Annotated in this window: 14 protein-coding genes; 5 read left to right on the top strand and 9 right to left on the bottom strand. The window is 34.8% G+C overall.

Annotated elements, in window-relative coordinates; translation table 11 throughout:
- The first annotated feature begins 5 nt into the window (after positions 1 to 5).
- A complete protein-coding gene (gene era, locus ACXGSQ_RS17670; protein WP_458627451.1) occupies positions 6 to 887 on the top strand; it encodes a GTPase Era in 882 nt (293 codons plus the stop codon).
- Here era and ACXGSQ_RS17665 read toward each other — a convergent pair.
- The 5 genes from ACXGSQ_RS17665 to ACXGSQ_RS17645 form a co-directional block, all read right to left on the bottom strand.
- Positions 878 to 1378 (bottom strand): GTP-binding protein, encoded by a 501-nt coding sequence (locus ACXGSQ_RS17665; protein ID WP_458627450.1) that lies wholly within the window; start codon positions 1376 to 1378, stop codon positions 878 to 880. The two genes, era and ACXGSQ_RS17665, sit on opposite strands and share 10 nt — an antisense overlap.
- Positions 1379 to 1402: 24 nt before the next feature.
- Positions 1403 to 3292 carry an OmpA family protein gene (locus tag ACXGSQ_RS17660; protein WP_458627449.1) on the bottom strand — a complete coding sequence of 630 codons (1890 nt, stop codon included), beginning with the start codon at positions 3290 to 3292 and terminating at the stop codon, positions 1403 to 1405.
- Between the two features lie 10 nt (positions 3293 to 3302).
- Complete coding sequence (locus ACXGSQ_RS17655; RefSeq protein WP_458627448.1) at positions 3303 to 4241, bottom strand: PorP/SprF family type IX secretion system membrane protein; 939 nt, start codon at positions 4239 to 4241, stop codon at positions 3303 to 3305.
- Positions 4242 to 4249: 8 nt separating this feature from the next.
- A complete protein-coding gene (locus ACXGSQ_RS17650) occupies positions 4250 to 8983 on the bottom strand; it encodes a T9SS type B sorting domain-containing protein (protein WP_458627447.1) in 4734 nt (1577 codons plus the stop codon).
- 369 nt (positions 8984 to 9352) lie between these two features.
- Positions 9353 to 11536, bottom strand: a complete 2184-nt coding sequence (locus ACXGSQ_RS17645; RefSeq protein WP_458627446.1) for a LysM peptidoglycan-binding domain-containing protein — start codon at positions 11534 to 11536, stop codon at positions 9353 to 9355.
- A 353-nt stretch (positions 11537 to 11889) separates the two neighbouring features.
- Here ACXGSQ_RS17645 and der point away from each other — a divergent pair, with 353 nt between their 5' ends.
- The 4 genes from der (at position 11890) to ACXGSQ_RS17625 (ending at position 17876) form a co-directional block, all read left to right on the top strand.
- The gene (gene der, locus ACXGSQ_RS17640; RefSeq protein ID WP_458627445.1) at positions 11890 to 13194 is read left to right on the top strand and encodes a ribosome biogenesis GTPase Der; all 1305 of its coding nucleotides are present in this window, start codon (positions 11890 to 11892) and stop codon (positions 13192 to 13194) included.
- Positions 13195 to 13234: 40 nt separating this feature from the next.
- A complete protein-coding gene (locus tag ACXGSQ_RS17635; protein ID WP_458627444.1) occupies positions 13235 to 13957 on the top strand; it encodes a lectin-like protein in 723 nt (240 codons plus the stop codon).
- Entirely contained in the window at positions 13896 to 15008 is a 1113-nt protein-coding gene (locus tag ACXGSQ_RS17630) for a T9SS type B sorting domain-containing protein (RefSeq protein WP_458627443.1), read from the top strand. The genes ACXGSQ_RS17635 and ACXGSQ_RS17630 overlap by 62 nt, the downstream gene beginning before the upstream one ends.
- A gap of 87 nt (positions 15009 to 15095) precedes the next feature.
- Positions 15096 to 17876: an outer membrane beta-barrel protein gene (locus tag ACXGSQ_RS17625; protein ID WP_458627442.1), complete on the top strand. Its 2781-nt coding sequence runs from the start codon at positions 15096 to 15098 to the stop codon at positions 17874 to 17876.
- On the opposite strand, the gene ACXGSQ_RS17620 is transcribed toward ACXGSQ_RS17625, so the two are convergent.
- The 4 genes from ACXGSQ_RS17620 to ACXGSQ_RS17605 are packed head-to-tail and all read right to left on the bottom strand — an operon-like array spanning position 17873 to position 20322.
- Complete coding sequence (locus ACXGSQ_RS17620) at positions 17873 to 18382, bottom strand: TPM domain-containing protein (RefSeq protein ID WP_458627441.1); 510 nt, start codon at positions 18380 to 18382, stop codon at positions 17873 to 17875. The two genes, ACXGSQ_RS17625 and ACXGSQ_RS17620, sit on opposite strands and share 4 nt — an antisense overlap.
- Before the next feature lie 60 nt (positions 18383 to 18442).
- Positions 18443 to 19276 carry a TPM domain-containing protein gene (locus ACXGSQ_RS17615; RefSeq protein ID WP_458627440.1) on the bottom strand — a complete coding sequence of 278 codons (834 nt, stop codon included), beginning with the start codon at positions 19274 to 19276 and terminating at the stop codon, positions 18443 to 18445.
- Positions 19276 to 19713 (bottom strand): TPM domain-containing protein, encoded by a 438-nt coding sequence (locus tag ACXGSQ_RS17610; protein WP_458627439.1) that lies wholly within the window; start codon positions 19711 to 19713, stop codon positions 19276 to 19278. Before ACXGSQ_RS17610 ends, ACXGSQ_RS17615 begins: the two co-directional genes overlap by 1 nt.
- 9 nt (positions 19714 to 19722) lie before the next feature.
- Positions 19723 to 20322, bottom strand: coding sequence for a LemA family protein (locus ACXGSQ_RS17605; RefSeq protein WP_215924688.1), 600 nt, complete (start codon positions 20320 to 20322; stop codon positions 19723 to 19725).
- Positions 20323 to 20331 lie beyond the last annotated feature (9 nt).

Below are 20331 nucleotides of genomic sequence, written 5' to 3'. Positions count from 1 at the left end.
TTAAAATGCACAAAGCAGGTTTTGTAAATATTATCGGTAATCCTAATGTTGGGAAGTCAACATTAATGAATGCTTTTATTGGTGAAAAATTATCAATAATTACTTCAAAAGCACAAACAACAAGGCATCGAATTTTAGGAATTGTAAATGGTGATGATTTTCAGGTGATATTAAGTGATACTCCTGGAATCATAAAACCCGCTTATGAATTGCAAGAATCTATGATGGATTTTGTAAAATCAGCTTTCGATGATGCAGATGTGTTAATCTACATGGTTGAAATAGGTGAGAAGGAATTAAAAGACGAAGCGTTTTTTAATAAAATCACCAATTCTAAAATACCTGTACTATTATTGTTGAATAAGATTGATACATCAAATCAAGAGCAATTAGAAGCGCAGTCAGAGTTATGGCAAAGTAAAGTGCCAAATGCTGAATTTTTCCCAATTTCAGCTACTGAAGGTTTTAATATTCAGAATGTATTTGATAGAATTATAGAATTATTACCAATGTCTCCTGCATTTTATCCGAAAGATCAATTAACGGATAAACCAGAACGATTTTTTGTAAATGAAGCCATTAGAGAAAAAATCTTAATGCATTACAAAAAGGAAATTCCTTATGCTGTTGAAGTCGATACTGAAGAGTTTTTTGAAGAAGATGATATTATTAGAATGCGTTCTGTAATTATGGTTGAACGTGAAACTCAAAAAGGTATTATCATTGGACATAAAGGTTCTGCGTTAAAACGAGTTGGAGTAGAAGCGCGTAAAGATTTAGAAAAATTTTTCGGAAAACAAGTACACTTAGAATTGTATGTAAAGGTGAATAAAAACTGGAGAAGTAATCAGAATCAGTTGAAACGTTTTGGTTATAATCAACGATAAGGACTTAAGGTCTTTTTCATGAAATTATTCAATATGTGCATTTCGGGTTTGCCTTTAGCACGACCTAGTCGACCTGCAAAATAAAGAATAAACCAAATAACTATCATGGATAGTGAGGCAAACAATTGTATCGCATAGGAATTTCCTAAGTTAGCATTTGTGTAGGCCCAAACTCCAAAGCCAAAACATAAAGCTGCTACAATAAAATGAAAGAACATAAACATGGTCCATACGGTTGGATTGGGACCAAATAAACCATGAACAATGGCTTTGTTGTGTTCTAATTCATTTATTTCTAAATGTAATTGCGGAGACCAGAAGTGTAGCTCTTTTTTAGGGAATTTTATAAAAATGTGGTCGTCTATTCTTGAAATAATAAGTTCTTTTTGAGTGTTTTTTTTATCCTCAAAAGCTTTTAATATATGGTCATGGCTAGAGTTGACTTCAAATTTGAAGCGTGGTCTTAAAACAATTTCATTAGACAGTGCCATATGTTATTTTAATACACTCATTATCTATCGTAAAATAAGGAATTCGCAACGTCTATTTATTGAAAATTCAGTTTCGGTACAGTTTTCGCCACAAGGAACTAAGGGTTTGGTTTCACCATAACCTTTAGAAGTTAAGCGCTCTCTAGATATACCATTTTCTACAAGGTATTCTAAAGTAGCTCGTGCTCGTTTTTCTGAAAGATCCATGTTAAATTCAAATCCTGCTCTAGAATCAGTATGTGCTCCAAGTTGTATTTCCATTCTTGGGTATTTATTAAGTAAGGCAACCAATACATCTAGTGTTTTTGCAGCTTGTGGTTTAATATCCCATTTTGCAAAATCGAAATAGATATTTTCTAACTCAATAAAAGTATTACCTTCATCATCATCGGTAACAATTTCTTCTGCATCTTTATAGGACTCGATTTCTAGTTCTATATTAAACTCAATATTACCCTTGTCGTTGGTATCAAAAAATTCTACCTGTGGAATGTATTTTGGTTGAAATCCTTCTAGTGAATATTTCTGACTTGGTTTTGTTGCCAGTTTATATCTTCCATCTTCTCCAACTAATTGTTCGGCTACCACGTTGCCATCTTTATCAAATAATGTTACAGTAGTATTTGGTAGTATTTTACCAGTTACTTTATCTGTAACTAAGCCTTCAATAAAATATTCGCGGTCGTTTTCTATGCGTTTGAACGTATAAATATTGTCTAAACCAGATCTGTTAGAGGATATGTAACCGGTGTTAATAGAATCTACAACTACAAATGCGAAATCATCTTTTTCACTATTTATAGTTTCGCCTAGGTTGAGAGCGTCTAAAAATTCATTATTTTTTACACTACTTGCAAAAATATCTAAGCCTCCAAATCCATGTTTACCATTGGATGCAAAATAGAGGGTGCTATCGTTAGCAATAAAAGGGAATTGCTCTCTATGAATTGTATTAACGTTTTCACCTAAGTTAATAGGTGTGCCAAAAGTGTTATCGTCATAAATATCGACATAGAAAATATCAAATGACCCTAAAGTATTTGGCATATCGCTAGAAAAATACAACCGAGTTTCATCACTATTTAACGCAGGATGCATTGTAGAATACATTTCACTAGAAAAAGAGACAGGTTCGACATTTGTCCATTCGTTGTCAATAAGCTCTGCTTTAAAAATGCTAACAACCGCAATTTTTGTTGAATCTAGATCAATACGTTTTTTGAGGTTTCTAGAAAAGTACATGGTTTTACCGTCTTTAGTAAATATAGCATTGCTTTCATGTTGTTTTACCGTATTTATTTCATCATTAAGTGGTTGTATGCTGTCTAATGAAACATCGTTATTTTCATTTGTAGTTACAACTCCTTCATATAGATCTAAATAAGGTTTGCCATTCCAAGTGTAATTAGGGTTTTCTATGTTTTTAGTTGAAGAAAACACAATTTTATCGCCATATAGGCCAACTCCAAAACAAGACCCACCAACGTCCTCTGTAATATTTTTTAGTTCATATTTATAAGGAACAATACGTTTTAGTAACTCCTTTAATTCTTGTGTATTGATAGTGTCGTTTAAATGAAGTGTGGATATTTCGTCTGCTTTATCATAATTTTTTGTGCCTTTTAAGACATCAAAATATTTAAAATAGAATGCTTCGGTTAATTGGCTTTTATCTTTTAAATCATAAACTTGAGTATATGCTTTTTTTGCTTTTTCAAATTCAGAGTTATAATAATAACAGTCTCCTAATTTTTCTAAATTATCAGCCGTTTTAGGGAGACTTGAAAAAATTTCAGCAGCCTCTACATAAGCTCTATTTTCATAAAGAGTGATGGCTTTTTTAGCAGATTGAGGAAAGCACAGGTGACTAGTTAAAATAGTCGCTAATATGATATATAGTTTAAACGTTTTCATTTGTCTTCAATTAGAAAAATCTTGGGGATTTGTCATAGCCTTTTCCGAGTTTACCAATATTAAATAATAGCATTAACTCGTGTGAACCAGAATTAAATCGGCCTAAGTTAGAAAGTGTATGATCGTATGCATAACCGATACGGACTGCTGAGGATATAGAGAAATTTATCATACCAGTTACCGAATCATCATAGCGATAGCCTAGACCAAATTCTATCTTTTCATACATTAATACGTTGGCCGTGACGTCTATTGATAAAGGCGCACTATTAACGTACTTGGCCATAAATGCAGGTTTAAATTTAAAATTATCACCAAAGTTTAGAACGTAGCCTCCAGTGAAAAATAAATGGATGTTTTCTGCTGCTTCAGAAACAATGCCGCTGTCATCTTGAAGATGTTTTGATTGCAATAAATTAGGTGCTGACATTCCTAAATAATAATTTTCTGAAAAATAGTATAGACCAGCTCCAACATTAGGAAAGGTTCTATTTATGTTTTCTGCAAAAGCGGGATCTGGCAAAGGGTCTGAATAAACGAAACCGTCAAAATTAGTACTGTAAAAAGTGGCTCCTGCTTTAATTCCAAAAGATATTTTTGATGTATTACCTAGGGGTAAGACATATGCAATATCTGCATAAGCACTAGATTGTTTTACAACATCACCAATTTCATCATGTACTATAGATAGGCCTCCTTCTAAACGATCTGTAATTGTTGAATGTATAAATAAGGAAGCTGTTGTTGGTCCTCCAATTGATCTCGCCCACTGTGATCTATACAGTAGACCAATGTTCATTGAAGACTCATCATCAGTTGCATATGCAGGATTAATGACGCTCATATTGTACATATACTGTGTGTATTGTGGATCTTGTTGTGCATGTACAGATAGCCCTAAAAATAGAGTCATTAGTAAAATGCTATATGTTGTTAGTTTACTTATCATTATAATAATTACCTGTTTAGATAGACACGTCCTTGTTGTGCTTTGCGTTCGCCATCGTTAAACTCTAAGACATAAAAATAGACGCCTGCAGGAAGTACGGAATTATTGTTTTTCCCTGTTCCATCCCATTTAGGTGTATTAATATCTCCTTCATAAAGTATATTTCCGTACCTATTATAAACGCTTAATTTAAAATTTGGATAGAGTTCATCTAACCACAAAATATTAAAAACGTCATTAATACCATCATCATTTGGTGAAAAACCATCAGGTATTAAAAGTTCTCCAATACACGAAATAAAAGTGATTGATACCTCTAATCTCGTATGGCTTTCACAACCAAATTCTGATGTTAAGGCACCATAATAAATAACCCCTTCTTGTAAAACATCATCACTATTGTAAGGCATACCATCAATGGGTTCGTCATACCAAATCACGATGTCATCATTAATAATATTATTTGATAAATCTTGAATGGTTGGATTGTCTTCCAAACAAAATTCAGTGCCATCAGCAATGAGCTCTGGCTCTGGTAATTCTTCAACTAATATTTTGATAGGTTCTACTTCACTAGTAATGGCACTACAATTTTGACCTAAGACAAATAATTGAGTAAGGGTAACAAGTGTTAAACCAGAATTCGGTATTAATGTTTGAGGAATTGTAAAAGTCGCATTTCCTCCGGTTATTGTAATTGCTACTGTATTTACTGAGTTGTTCGCTTCTGTAAGTGCATAAACGATAGAATAATCTCCATCTGGTAATTGATTAGCTCCGGTAATGTCTATAATGGCATCTTCTAAGCCCACGCAAATCACATTATCAACGATAGACATTGTTAAGCCTGTAACATCAGGAAGGTCAAGAATTGTAACGGTTACCGTAGCGGAATTTGTAATACCACATTCTGCAGAGGTGACAGTATAAGTGTAAACACCTGCAGGATCGACTAAAGGATCGAAAATGCCAGTTCCGCTTGTAAGTGCAGGTGTCCAAGTTCCTCCAGTATCTGGTGATCCGCCAAGACTGTCGAAAAGATCCACAGAAACTGTTTCATCGATACATAAATTAAGTGTATTATCAGTGCCTGCGTTTGGTTCTGCTAAAATTGTAACGGTAACAGTTGCTGTTGCTTCTGGACAAGAAGATGTACTATCTGAAACGGCATAGGTGTAAATCCCCGCAGCATCAATACTTGGATCAAAAATTCCTGTTCCACTCGCAAGAGCTGGTGTCCAAGTACCTCCGATATCAGGTGTACCTCCTAAACTATCAAATAAATCAACAGAGGCATCATTACTACAGAACTCTATAGAGCCATCACTACCAGCATCATTAGTATTTGAAATAGAAACGGTAACTGTTGCAGAGCTATTTCCACATAGATTACTTACTGAATATGTATAGACGCCAGGGGTGTCAAGCGTTAAATTAAACATACCTGTACCACTATTAAGAGCAGGAGACCAAGTTCCTCCAGCATCAGGATTACCTCCTAAACTATCAATTAAATCAACTAAACTCGTATCACTTGAACATAAATCTAAAGTCCCATCATTTCCAGCATTTGGTTCTTGTAAAACAGAAACAACAACAGTAGCTGTTGCATCAGGACAAGCAGCACTAGGACTCGAAACGGTATATGTGTATGTGCCAGCAGCATCAATACTAGGATCAAATAGTCCTGTTCCGCTGGTAAGTGTTGGTGTCCATGTTCCTCCAATATCAGGAGTTCCACCTAAACTATTGAATAAATCGATACTTGAATCTGTACTACATAAATCAATTGTACCATCTGTACCTGCATCGTTAGAACCAGAAAAAGAAACGGTCACTGTAGCAGAACTCGTACCACATGCATTGTTTAATGTATAGGTATAGACGCCTTCTGAATCTATGTTAGGATCTAAAATGCCTGTACCACTATTTAAAGCAGGTGACCATGTTCCTCCGACTTCTGGAGTTCCTGCTAAACTGTCAAATAAGTTTACTGTATTGGTTGAGTTACATAAATTTAATGTTCCATCATTCCCAGCGTTTGGCTCTTCCAAAATTGTAACTGTGACGGTAGCAGAATCATCTGGACATGGAGTTGCACTATTAGAAACGGTATAGGTATATGTGTTTGCTGTATCTACAGTTGGATCAAAAATTCCAGTTCCACTAGTTAGTGCTGGTGTCCAAGTTCCTCCAGTATCTGGAGCTCCTCCTAAATGATCAAATAGGTCTATACTAGTCGTGTCTGAACTACAAATCTCTACGGTACCATTAGTTCCAGCACTATTGGCGTCAATAGCTGTAACGGATACTGTTGCAGAACTACTACCACATATAGAGTTGATTGTGTAGGTGTAAATTCCATCTGAATCTATGTTGGGATCAAATATTCCAGTACCACTTGAAAGCGCAGGAGACCATGTGCCTCCAGTTTGAGGTGTTCCGTTGAGACTGTCAAATAAATTCACTGTATTTGAAAGACTGCATATAAGTAGTGTCCCATCTGTTCCGGCATCAGGAGATTGCTCTACTGTGACAACTACAATTGCGGAGTCGTCTAAACAAGGTTCTGTTCCAAAAGTTGAATAAGTATAAGTACCTTCGGTATCTACATTTGGGTCAAAGACTCCAGTTCCACTCGCAAGTGTAGGTGACCATGTACCTCCTAGTTCAGGTGTGCCTCCTAGACTGTCAAAAAGATCAATGGTTCCATCATCAGTACAGACTGTAACAGCGCCATCAGTTCCAGCACTTAGGAAAGGAGTAACCGTTATCGTAATTGTTGCCGTAGCATCAGCACATGGATTTGTTCCTGAAACCGTGTACGTGTAAGTCTCATTTGTATCAACTAAGGGGTCAAAAAGTCCTGACCCACTTGCAAGTGCAGGTGACCATGTTCCACCAATTTCAGGTGTACCTCCGAGACTATTAAATAAGTCAATAGTTCCGTTGTTAGTACAAATGTCTATAACAGCATCTAATCCTGCATCTGGTTCTTGTGCAATTATAACGTTAACATTGGCTGAAGCATCAGAACAAGGTGGAATACCTACAACAGTATAAGTATATACACCAGCGGTATCAATTGAAGGATTAAAAACTCCAGTTCCACTATTCAGAGCAGGAAACCAAGTACCGCCAGTATCAGGATTACCGCCAAGACTATCGAATAAGTCTATTGTAGCTAAATCATTACTGCAAATTTCGATTATGCCATCAGAGCCTGCATTTGGCAATGGGTTTATGGTGACAGTAACCGTTGCTGATTCGTCTGGACAAGGAGAATTTCCTGTGAATGCATAAGTATAAACACCAGGACTGTCAATGGCTGGATCAAATACTCCTGTTCCACTAGATAGTGCAGGCGACCAAACACCACCAGAATCTGGGGTGCCTTCTAAACTATCAAATAAATCTATTAGTGCACTATTATCACAAAGGTCTATACTTCCGTCTTCACCGGCATCTTTAAAAGGGTTTACTGTAACATTTACTGTTGCCGTAGCATCAACACATGGTGGGTTACCACTCACTGTATATGTATATATTCCATCGGAGTCTAAAGCGGGATTAAATTCACCTGTACCACTAGCAAGTGAAGGTGACCATACCCCACCAGTTTCGGGCGTTCCTCCTAAGCTTAAAAATAAATCGATAGCATCGCTATTGCTACAGACGTTTAAAACGCCATCTGTACCAGCATTAGGTTCTGGTATTAAGGTTACGGTAACGGTTGCAGAATCATCAGGACAACTATTATTAGAACTTACAGTATAAGTATATACACCTTCAGGATCAATAGCTGGGTCAAAGACTCCTGTTCCACTATTTAATGTAGGTGTCCAAGTTCCACCAGCGTCGGGATTTCCTCCGAGTTCCGCAAACAAATCGATGGTAGAATTGGTGTTATCACATAAATTTAATGTATTATCATCACCAGCATTTGGAGCTATATCTAAAATTGCTAGAACACTTAATCGCCCGGTGCTTTCGCAAGGAGGATCTAAAGTTGTTGCATAATAGGTTTGTCCATTTATTAAAGGAGTTGAAGGAGGTAGGGGTAGTGCTGAAAATAAGGAGATATACCAATTGTTAGTGCCACTTGCTTCAAGATCTCCAACGGTGGGTGTATACTGAGGTGTGACACAAAAATTTTGAATCATATCACCAGTAGGAATAGGTGTAGCACCTACAAGAACTAAAACAGAGAGTCTTGATGTTCTACAACTTCCATCTGGACTTGCTTGATCGGCATAGTATATGGTGTTATCCATTAAGATGTCAGTATCATTTAATGGTGTGCCTCCAGTTGGTGATAAATACCACTGTACGTCATTTCCCGCTGCAACTAAGTTGCCAACTGTTGCTAATGATGGATCATCTAAACAAACTCCTTGAAAGTTATCTCCAATAGGCGGACCATATATTGTAATGTCGACTCTAGCTCTTGTGCCGCAAGTACCTGAACTACTATCAGCATAATAGTCTTCACCACTTATTAAGCTATCGGTATTAAGTAATGGGACTGTTGAGGTTGGGGAATCGTACCAAACAATACCGCCTCCATTATCAATGGCTTGTAAATCGCCAACGAGAAGAGATTGCACGTCACAAAGTGTTTGTGAACTGTTAATCACTGTAGGACACTGGGCGTTAAGCTTTGTTAATCCACAGAAAATTGAAATAATAAGAAATGCTAATAGTATAGGATATCTTTTAAAACTGTACTGTTTGGCTTTCATTAAAAAAATTTAAAATAATTACTTTTGTTGAAATCAATGCCATGTATTTAAGAACAGCAAGTCTGTTTTACAACTAAAGACTTGCTTAATTGAGAGATAGTGGGCAAAAACAAATATATGTAAATAGCCCATAGATAACAAAATTAAAACCTACAGTTTTATAGTTTTTTTAGTGGTTTTTAAATGTTAATTAAAACAAGGTGTGTAAAGCTTTTCGATACAACATTGAATTAGTCTTAGCTATTTAATGGGTTGATTTTCTTAAGTTTATTTATTAATCTAGATATAGATTGCCTTAGGGAAACAACTTATAAGTCTATTTTATTAATAGTGTAGCTATTGTTCTGATGTTTTTCAACAGAATAAATACTACTCAAGTTCTATTATGCCTTTGTCAGAATTGTATTGCATCAAATAAATGCCAGTGTTAGAATAGTCGCTATCTTTTGTTTTTTGATAATCAAACTTGAGATGTGATTGTTCTGAAATGGTTGCATTTATAGCGTCTTCTAGTGATGAGTTTTGAGAAATCCTTAATAATATATCAAATGTAACATCAAATCCTATGTTGGCATGTCGAGATGGTTTTGAGCCGAATTCGTCTTCATATTTATGATCAAAATCAGTAATAATAGTTTTACTTTTAGGATTCGTAATCGCAGGATATATGAGTTGTAAAATACGGAACCTCATGTCAGATACTTCAGATTGATCTCGAAATAATGATGATTCAAGCATTACAAGTTGAATCTTGTACTTTGATAATTTACCCATTAACGCTGTCGTTGTATTAAGGAGGATAATCGTTTTTTCGCTATCAAAAATGATATAGTTGAGTTTGTTTTTGTTGAGAGCCTTATCTAAGGCGTCTGATTTGAAAAAACCAGCATTATCTGCTTTTAGGAATTTAGCATCCGGAAATGAACTTTGAATTAATCCCTTATTTCTAGCTTCGTCAAGATCACTGATTACAACAACTTGAGCATCTTGTTTTGCTAAATAATGTAAGGTTTTGATTTTTTGAAAACCATCAGAAGGAATAGATCTGTAAATTGTAATACTATCATTTGATACGATATTAGATTCAATATCGATTATAGAAATAGGATTATTAGATTCAATATTTGGGAAACTAGAACTGTTTTCGCTAAATGGAACAAGAATAACATTTTTGTTATGAGGACTGTCGATTGTTATTTTCGATTTTCCAATGTTCTTTTTAATTAATGTGATATCAAAATTTAGATTAAGAGCTTTGGCAGAATCGATAGCTATTTGGGCTCCTTGGAAAAAATCGATATACTTTTTGAAATCGGCATTGATGCTAAGCATTTTTTTTCTTTCTTTGGGAGAACTCAATTCTTCGCTAGAAAACGGAGTATAGAAATATAGACCATTTGGAGTTTCTGTAACTAAGTTAGTTAATAAGGCTTCATTCTTAGTTGTGTGTGTATTTGTTGTAGGTTTTTTAGTTTCAGTATCAACAGTATCAACAGTATCAACAGTATCAACAGTATCAACAGTATCAACAGTATCAACAGTATCAGTGTTTGATGTGTTAGTGGTATCCGTAATTGTTTGAGAGCTGTTGGTTGGCATTTTAATAATGTCACCCGCATTCACGGAAGTAAGAAGTTTTGGGTTTAAATCAGTCAACTGATTAATGGTTATTCCTGCTTTTTTAGCCAAGCCAAAAAGTGTTTCTTTTGGTTGTATCACATAATCTTCATACGCACTAACAGCGTTTGTAGAATCGATGTTAGTTACCGTGCCGTTATTGATTTCTGGTATTTGTTCTGTTTGAGGAGACGTGGTGTTGTCTACATTTAATATATGACCAGCCATGAGCATGGCTACAATATGTGGGTTTTTTTCTTCTAGCTCGGCAATGGTCATGTTAAAGCGTTTTGCTAATCGAAACTTTGTGTCTCCTCGTTTTACCAAGTATTCACCTTTAACTGTGGGTGTGGCATTTTTATCGGGAATAACTAATATTTGTCCGATTTGTAAGAATTCAGATAATCTATCGGAGTTTGCCGCTTCTAATTGTGCAAGGCTAATTCCATTTTCTCTAGCAATTCCCCAAAGGGTTTCACCTTTAACAACAGCATGTTCCCCTGCTTTTAGCGTTTTATCCACATTTATAATGTGTCCTGCCTGAAGCATTCTTACAATATGAGGGTTTTGTTGTTCTAACATAGCAATGCTGACTCCAAAGCGACGTGAAAGACCAGATTTTGTTTCTCCGCGTTTTACAACATAATTGCTAATAATGTTATCTGTTATTACGGTGTTATCTGAAGGGGTATGTATAGGGGGTGAAGCGCTAGTGCTATTGCTTGATTTTGGAATACGTAAAATGTTTCCAGCATAAATTATTTTCTCTGAACCAGGGTTGAGTTCAAAAATAGACTTTACACTTACGCCATATAACCTCGAAATCATATAAACGCTTTCTCCTTTTTTTATGGGATGCTCTATATAGCTTTCTTGAGCTAAACCGAGGTTTAAACCTATAACCATAATTAAGATTAGCGTAAAATATCTCCCCATTCTGTTTTGTAATTTAATTTTAAAATATTGTTATTAAGAGGTTTAAATAGGTTTTTTTGTGAACTAATGTAAGCTTACAAGAAAGGGGCTATTCTTGACAAAGATACCTAATTAATTTAGTACAAAACGTGTAGATGAAATCCTATTTAATACACGCAATAAAAATACTAAAAATTAATGCGACCTACACTAATTTAAGACTTGTTATCAACAGGATGTTAACAATATGATCTGTTCATTTTGTTTTACTTTTTTTAGCTTTGTGTAGTTTTTGAAATATGAAGTGAAAAGTGTATAATAGTGCATTAAAACACGTAAGTATATAGTATCTTTGTAGCCTTAAATAAAAATCAATGAGCAATATAGTAGCTGTAGTAGGTCGTCCTAATGTAGGGAAATCGACATTTTTTAACCGTCTAATAAAAAGACGTGAAGCTATTGTTGATGCTGTTAGTGGTGTCACAAGAGATCGTCATTACGGTAAAACAGATTGGAATGGTAAAGAGTTTTCGTTAATTGATACTGGTGGTTATGTCGTTGGTAGTGATGATGTTTTTGAAGCCGAAATAGATAAGCAAGTAGAATTAGCTATTGATGAAGCGGACGCCATTATTTTTATGGTTGATGTTGAATCTGGTGTTACTGGCATGGATGAAGACGTGGCTCAGTTATTAAGAAAAGTAAAAAAGCCTGTTTTTTTAGTTGTAAATAAAGTTGATAATAATAAACGTTTAGAAGATGCTGTTGAGTTTTATTCACTTGGTTTGGGTGAATATTTTGCCATTGCAAGTATTAACGGAAGTGGAACAGGAGATTTATTAGATGCTGTTGTTGAAGCGTTACCAGAAAAAGAAGAGGTAGAGGAAGATGAATTGCCGCGCTTTGCTGTGGTTGGAAGACCTAACGCTGGAAAATCGTCATTCATTAATGCGTTAATTGGTGAGGAGCGTTATATTGTTACTGATATTGCTGGGACGACACGAGATTCGATAGATACAAAATACAATCGTTTTGGATTTGAATTTAATTTGGTTGATACGGCAGGTATACGTCGTAAATCTAAAGTAAAAGAAGATTTAGAGTTTTATTCTGTTATGCGAAGCGTAAGAGCTATAGAGCATTGTGATGTTTGTTTGGTTGTTTTAGATGCTACCCGTGGGTTTGATGGCCAAGTTCAAAATATTTTTTGGTTAGCAGAACGTAACCGAAAAGGTATTGTCATTCTTGTTAATAAATGGGATTTAATAGAAAAAGACACTAAAACGGCAAAAGAATTTGAGCAGCATATTAGAAAAGAGATTGCTCCGTTTACAGATGTGCCAATTGTTTTTATTTCGGTATTAAACAAGCAACGTATTTTTAAGGCTATTGAAACTGCGGTTGAGGTCTATAAAAATAGAACTAAACGTATTAAAACAAGTGTACTTAACGAAGCTTTGTTGCCTATAATAGAGCATCAACCACCTCCAGCTTACAAAGGTAAGTTTGTTAAAATAAAGTACATTATGCAACTGCCAACTCCGCAACCTCAATTTGCATTTTTCTGTAATTTACCGCAATACGTTAAGGATCCGTATAGACGATTTTTAGAAAATAAATTAAGAGAACAGTTCGATTTTAATGGTGTTCCAGTAAGTGTTTATATGAGAAAAAAATAATAGCTTTAATTTTTTTATAAAAAAAATTAAAAGCTTCATTTTGCTCTTATGCTTTTGGATTTGTCATTTTTATGGATTTTCACAAAACCTACCGCCTGAAATAATTGTTTCGGGCGGACAGGTATATTGTCCTCAGTCACAAGTCCCAATAGTAACTTCTACTTTTATAACCGATCCCAATCCTGAAGATATAGCATTATCTGAAATTTTTATACAGATAGCAGAAGGGTATCAAAACGGTCAAGATACTTTAGAACTTATTGGAGTCAATCCAAATATCACGTCAAATTGGAATGCTACAGAAGGACTTTTAACGTTAACTGGACCAGCTAGCTTCGCTGAGTTTAATAACGCTATTGAAAATGTGGTTTTTCAAACCACCCAAGTTGTATTTACTCAAGATCGACAGTTTTCAATCAATTTAGGAGATGCTAATTACTTACCTAGTACAGGGCACTATTATTTTTATGTTGCAGATTCTGGTGTTACTTGGACGGAAGCAAGAGATGCAGCAGCACAACAAACTTATTTTGGATTACAAGGTTATTTGGCCACATTAACATCGCAAGAAGAATCGCAATTGGCAGGTGAGCAAAGTGCAGGAACAGGATGGATTGGAGGAACTGATGCCGAAACTGAAGGGGTTTGGAAATGGGTAACAGGACCAGAGGCAGGTACCGTATTTTGGCAAGGTAATGTTAATGGAAGTGCGCCTAATGGTGCCTTTTCGTTTTGGAAAGACAGTGTATGCTCAAGTTACTAATACCTTAACGGGTTGTGTAGCTATTGCAGAGCTGCTTTTGTCTGTAAATACAAATGCCGTAAATAGTGCTGCAATATCAGTTTGCGATAATCTAGATGAGACAGGTTTGGTGAGCTTTGATTTATCATTGGCCGAAAGTCAAATTTTGAATACAGAGAGTGCTGATATTACAATTTTAGGTTACTACGCAACTCATAACGATGCCTTGCTTCAAGCGAATCAACTAACAACGAACGATACCAATACACAAACGTATAACCAAACGATTTTTGCAAGATTAGAACAAAGTGGTAGTTGTTATAATATTGCGGAAGTCAACTTAAGTGTAGAGCGTTTGCCAAGTCTTCTTGAAGATGAGACGGTGTTTTATTGTACAAATACATTTCCAGATACTATTTCACTGACTGCTGGTGTTGTTGGTGATATTCCTAATAACTATTATTACAATTGGTCTACAGGAGAAACAACGATTAACATTGCGATTAATGAGCCCGGAAGTTACACTGTAGAAGTTACCAAGCCTTTTGGCTGTTCTAATACTAGAACTATTACCGTTTTGCCTTCAAATACTGCAACTTTTGAAACTATTGATGTTACCGATTTGTCAGAGAACAATATTGTTTCTGTTAGTGTTTCAGGAGATGGGGATTATATGTATGCTTTAGATAGTGAAAATGGCCCATATCAAGATTCCAATAGTTTTGAAAATGTGGCCTCAGGAATTCATACTGTATATGTTAAAGACCTTAAAGCCAATTGCGGAATTGTATCAACAGATATTTCTGTTTTAGGATTTCCAAAATTCTTTACACCAAATGGAGATACTGTAAATGATACTTGGCAGATTAAAGGATTCTCTTCAGAATTTGAAATTATGGCTCGCGTAGATATTTTTAATCGGTATGGGAAACGAGTTGGTACATTAAATAGAAATCAACCAAAATGGGAGGGGACTTATAATGGAAAATTATTACCTACGGATGATTATTGGTTTGTGGCAGAGTTTGCAGATGGTAGAATTATTAAAGGTCATTTGACGCTGAAACGGTAATTTTATAAAAATTTTAAGAAATTTCATACGATTTCTAACTTTCTTGCGTTTTTAAATCGGCTAACCATCAATCAACCAATCAATCACATGAAAAAACTAAGTTTAGTTTTTGCAATTTTACTTGCGCTACAATCATTTTCTCAAGAAAAATCATTCGAAATTATAGGAACACTAAAAGCAGAGGATACAGAGTTGCCTTTAGAATCTGCAACAGTTTATTTAGAACGTGTAAAAGACAGTTCGGTAGTGACTTATACAATTACAGATAAAAATGGGAAATTTAAAATTGAAAATTCAACCTACGATAAAAGTTTAAATTTCTACGTGTCTTATGTAGGTTACAAAACGTATTTTAAGGAAATCGTAATAGATAAAGACAAGATAGATTTAGGTACCATAGTAATGCCTTTAGATAATCAATTAGGTGAAGTTTTAGTAAAATCTACGGCTCCGATAACGATTAAAAAAGACACCTTAGAGTTTAATGTAAAATCGTTTAAAACAAAAAAAGACGCCAACGTTGAAGATTTATTAAAGCAATTACCAGGAGTAGAAGTTGATGAAGAAGGTAACATTACAGTTAATGGTAAAAGTGTCAATAAAATTTTAGTGAATGGCAAGCCCTTTTTTGGTGACGATCCAACTATTACCACCAAGAATTTAACGAAAGATATAATTGAAAAAATTCAAGTTGTAGATACAAAAACCAAATCGGAAGCCTTTACAGGAGAAGAAGGCGATAAACAAAATAAAACCATAAATCTTACCATTAAAGAAGAAAACAATAAAGGAGTTTTTGGACGTGTCTCTGCAGGAGCAGGAACCGATGAGCGTTATGAGCTTGCCGGAATGATAAACTTGTTTGATAATGATAGGCGTATAAGTGTGCTTGCAGGAGGTAATAATACTAATACACCAGGTTTTAGCTTTGGCGAGATTTCTAAAATGTTTGGTCGTGGAGGCGGAGTTTCGTTTAGTAGTAATGGTTCTTTTACGTTAGGAGGACGATCTTTTGGCGGAGGAGAAGGGATTACCACATCGCAAAATGCAGGGGTTAACTATGCCGATGTTATAGGTGAAAAAACAGATGTGTCTGCCGATTATTTTTTCTCTTCAAGTAATTCTGAAAATGAAACGTCATCTGAGCGCGAAACTATTTTATCGGATTCACGTTTTTTTACCAATTCAAATTCTAAATCTGATAACGATACCGATAATCATTCTTTTAATTTGGAATTTGAAATTGAAACAGATTCTACTTTTCAAATTAATATAGAACCTTCGTTTGGATACTCAACATCGCGAACGAGATATCGTAGTTATGAAGAAACCTTAGATGAAGATTTATTACTAACCAATCAATCTAATGTAAATTCCAATGTAGAGAGTGTAGTAAGACGGTTTTCGAATCAAATTTCTGTGACTAAGCGTTTAGGAAATAAAGGAGCTTTTATTAAAGCCGAATTAGAAACGCGTATCAATCAACAAGACAGTGATGATTTTTTAGATTCAAATACCGAAGTTTTTGGTAGCAATCCAGAAATTATTGATAGAAATCAGTTTACTGATGGAGAAAATAACAGCTATGGTGTGTCCACAAAATTATCTTATAGATTACCAATAATAACGAAAAAATTCTTCTTGAATTTCGATTATAAATACGCTAGAGATAAAGACAATAACAGAGAAAGTACTTTCGATTTTAATAATATCACACAGGGTTTTACGGATTTTAATACGGATCTAAGTACAGATTTTCAATACACAGATTATAGAAGTATTCCATCGGTAGGCTTATCGTATCGAGGTGAAAAATTATCTACAAGTTTCGGTTTAGGTTACAATATGAGAACTTTAAAAAATCAAGATTTATTACGACCAGAATTTAATGTCGAACGCAATTTTGAAAATATAGAAGCGAATTCTTATGTTAGCTATACGTTTAGTCCAAAGTCTTCCATTTATGCTAATTATTGGTTAGAAAATCAGCCACCAGGATTAAGTCAACTTCAAGCCTACGAAGACGTATCAAACCCACTTCAAACTATCATTGGTAATCCTAATTTAGAACCTGCAAACAACCATAGTTTTTATCTTGGATATAATGGGTTTGATTGGCAAAAACGTACGGGCTTTTATGTTGGAGTTAATGCTAGTGTTTCAGATAATGAAGTGGTGTCTAAAACCATTATAGATGAAGAAACACTTAAGCGAACGACGACTTATGTTAACGTTGATGGTAATTATAATATTGGTTCTTGGATAAATTATAATAAAGACTTTAAGATTGATACCTTAAGAACTATTAAATTAAAATTCAGGGGAAGTTATAATACGTCTGAAAGTATTAATTTTAATAACGATGTAAAATATGCCAGTAAGTCTGATAGAATCTCACCAAGACTTGGTATCGATTTTATATGGGATAAAGTATTAGAGTTTAAACCTTATTACCAGATAAGTTATACCAATACGGCCTATGATATTGAGGCGTTTGACGATAGACAATTTACAAGTCATAATGCAGGAGTCAGAACCGCTACGTTTTTACCTAAAAACTTTGAGTGGAGAAATGATGTTAGCTTTAATTATAATCCTAATGTCGCCGATGGTTTTCAGAAAAGTGCTTGGTTTTGGAATTCAACTTTAGCCTATAGTATGTTTAATGATAAGGCTGTTGTAACCTTAAAAGTGTACGATTTATTAAATCAAAATACCAATGCTATGCGCATAGCAACACAAGATTATATTGAAGACAAGCAGAGTACCGTTTTAAGACAATACTTTATGCTAAGCCTAAGTTATAAGTTTAATAGCTTGGGAAGTAAAGGAGAAACTGATGATGGAGGTGTTATCTTTTTCGATTAATCCCAAAGTTGAATTAAAGAATCTATAGCTTTATCTATACCTTTATAATAATTACGTGTTCTAAATTCCGGAACCATAATATTGTCAATTATAACTTTACACTCGTAATCAGAAATGGTTTGTTCTGTGCCAGATCCTGTTGAAATGGCAACTTTTCTATCGTAATTAGAAATTGTTATGAGTAAACCATTGTTCTTTTCTTTTGTGCCAACTCCCCATTTTTGCCCCACTTCAGTTCCAAATTTCTGAATGTTTGTAGTATTTGGTAAGGAGTCTATGGTAAGAATAGCAATTTGATTTGTGGTGCGTTTTTCGTACCCAATGATTTTATAAGTTAAAGAGTCGCTTTCAACGTTTGAAAATAAATGGGCTAAATCTACAACTCGTTTTTGAGATGTGTTTAATGGAATATACGAGGATGACGTTTCAACATCAGCTTGCTTTTCTTTACAATTTAAAAACAAAAAGAAGACAAGTGTAATTTGAAAGACAAATTTGAATCGCATAAATAAATTTTTGAATAGAAAAAAAATACTGATTACTGCAACTAAAAACCGTGGCTAAATTTACCAGCCACCAGAAGCACCTCCGCCTCCAAAGCTTCCGCCTCCAAAGCCGCCACCAAAACCACCTCCGCCAAAGCTTCCACCTCCAGAGCTGCCACCAAAGCCTCCAAATCCGCCAGACGATGAACCTTTAGAATAGCTACCACGTCCCATATTGCTTAAAATAATGGCTTCTAATAAGCTTCTGCTATCTGAGTGGTTGCCTCCATTACCACCACTTCCGCCACCACGACTTTTGGAAATTGCTATGATAAATATTACAAAAATGATGAATAGAAAAAAGAGGACTTCAAAAGGGAATTCATTTTCTGTTTGTCTTGTGCCTTTATATTCACCAGTCATCACTTCAAAAATGACGTCAGTAGCACGGTTTAATCCGCCGTAATAATCATTTTTTTTAAAGTAAGGAATAATATCATTATTTATAATGCGCTTACTTAAAGCATCTGTAAGTAAATGCTCAACACCTTTACCTGTACTGATGTTTATTTTTCGATCGTTTCTTGCTAAAAGAATAAAAATACCATTGTCCTTGTCTGCTTGTCCAATGCCCCATTTTTCACCCCATTGTGCTCCTAAATAATTGATATATTCACCATTGGTTGAACCAATAATAGCAATCACTATTTGCGTTGAGGTAGAGTCAGAATAGCGTATTAGTTTTTGTTCTAAATTGCTTTTTTCTGATGCCGATAATAAATGAATATCATCATCGTAAACACTAGTTTGAAATTTAGGTTTTTCAGGAATATTATATTGTGCTAGTCCTATTAGTGGACTAGTTAAAAGTAGTAGTACTAAAACCTTAAATGCGATGTGTTTTATGTTTTGCATTATCCTTTTGAGATTGTATTGTCCAGCTCGTTTTTATCGTTATGATCCCAAGGGAAATGTTGCGCCAATGCTTTACCTGCTTCTCTAACGCCATCAATTATACCTTGCTTAAAGTTTCCTGATTTAAATTGAGTTGCAATTTTATCACGTGTAGAATTCCAAAAATCTGCACCTACAATATGGTTTATGCCTTGGTCTCCGCAAATGACAAATGATTTATTATCTACGGCAACATAGATGAGCACACCATTTCGTTGGGCAGTATTATCCATTTTTAAAAAATGAAAAACCTCTAAAGCATGCTCGTAGATATCACTGTCACATTTCTGTTCTATATGCACTCGGATTTCACCAGAAGTATCACATTCAGCAATTCTAATCGCTTCAACAATTTCTGCTTCTTCGTTAGAAGTAAGGAACTGTTCAATATTTGGCATAATTAAATTTTATTTAAAGTCGAAATCAACATCTGGTGCATTTTCACTTCCAGCATCTGCTTTATATCTAGGCATTTCTTCAAATCCAAACCAACCAGCTAAAACTGATCCTGGGAATTTTGAAGTATGTATGTCATAAATATTTACTTTTTCGTTGTAGCGATCTCTAGCGATATTAATTCGATTTTCAGTGCCTTCTAATTGACTTTGAAGCTCTAAGAAATTTTGATTCGCTTTTAATTCAGGATAACGCTCTACAGACACTAATAATTTTGATAATGCTCCGCTTAAGCCACTTTGTGCTTGTTGAAATTGTGCCATGTTATCAGCAGTTAAATTGCTTGCATCAATTGTTGTTGACGTTGCTTTTGCTCTAGCTTCAATGACAGCTGTTAAAGTTGATTTTTCAAAATCAGCCGCTCCTTGTACTGTTTTAACTAAGTTACCTATAAGGTCATTTCGTCTTTGGTAAGAACTTTCAACATTAGACCAGGCTGTTTTAGCATTAGCTTCATATTCTACAGCAGTATTGTTAAATCCTACAGCCCATTGATAAATTGCAAACGCTAATAGTGCAATAATAATAACAGGAATTAGCCATTTTTTCATAATAGTTTA

Source organism: Winogradskyella sp. PC D3.3 (genome assembly GCF_054366245.1).
Note: the sequence above shows the minus strand (reverse complement) of the source record. Positions and strands in the feature narration are given on the sequence as shown.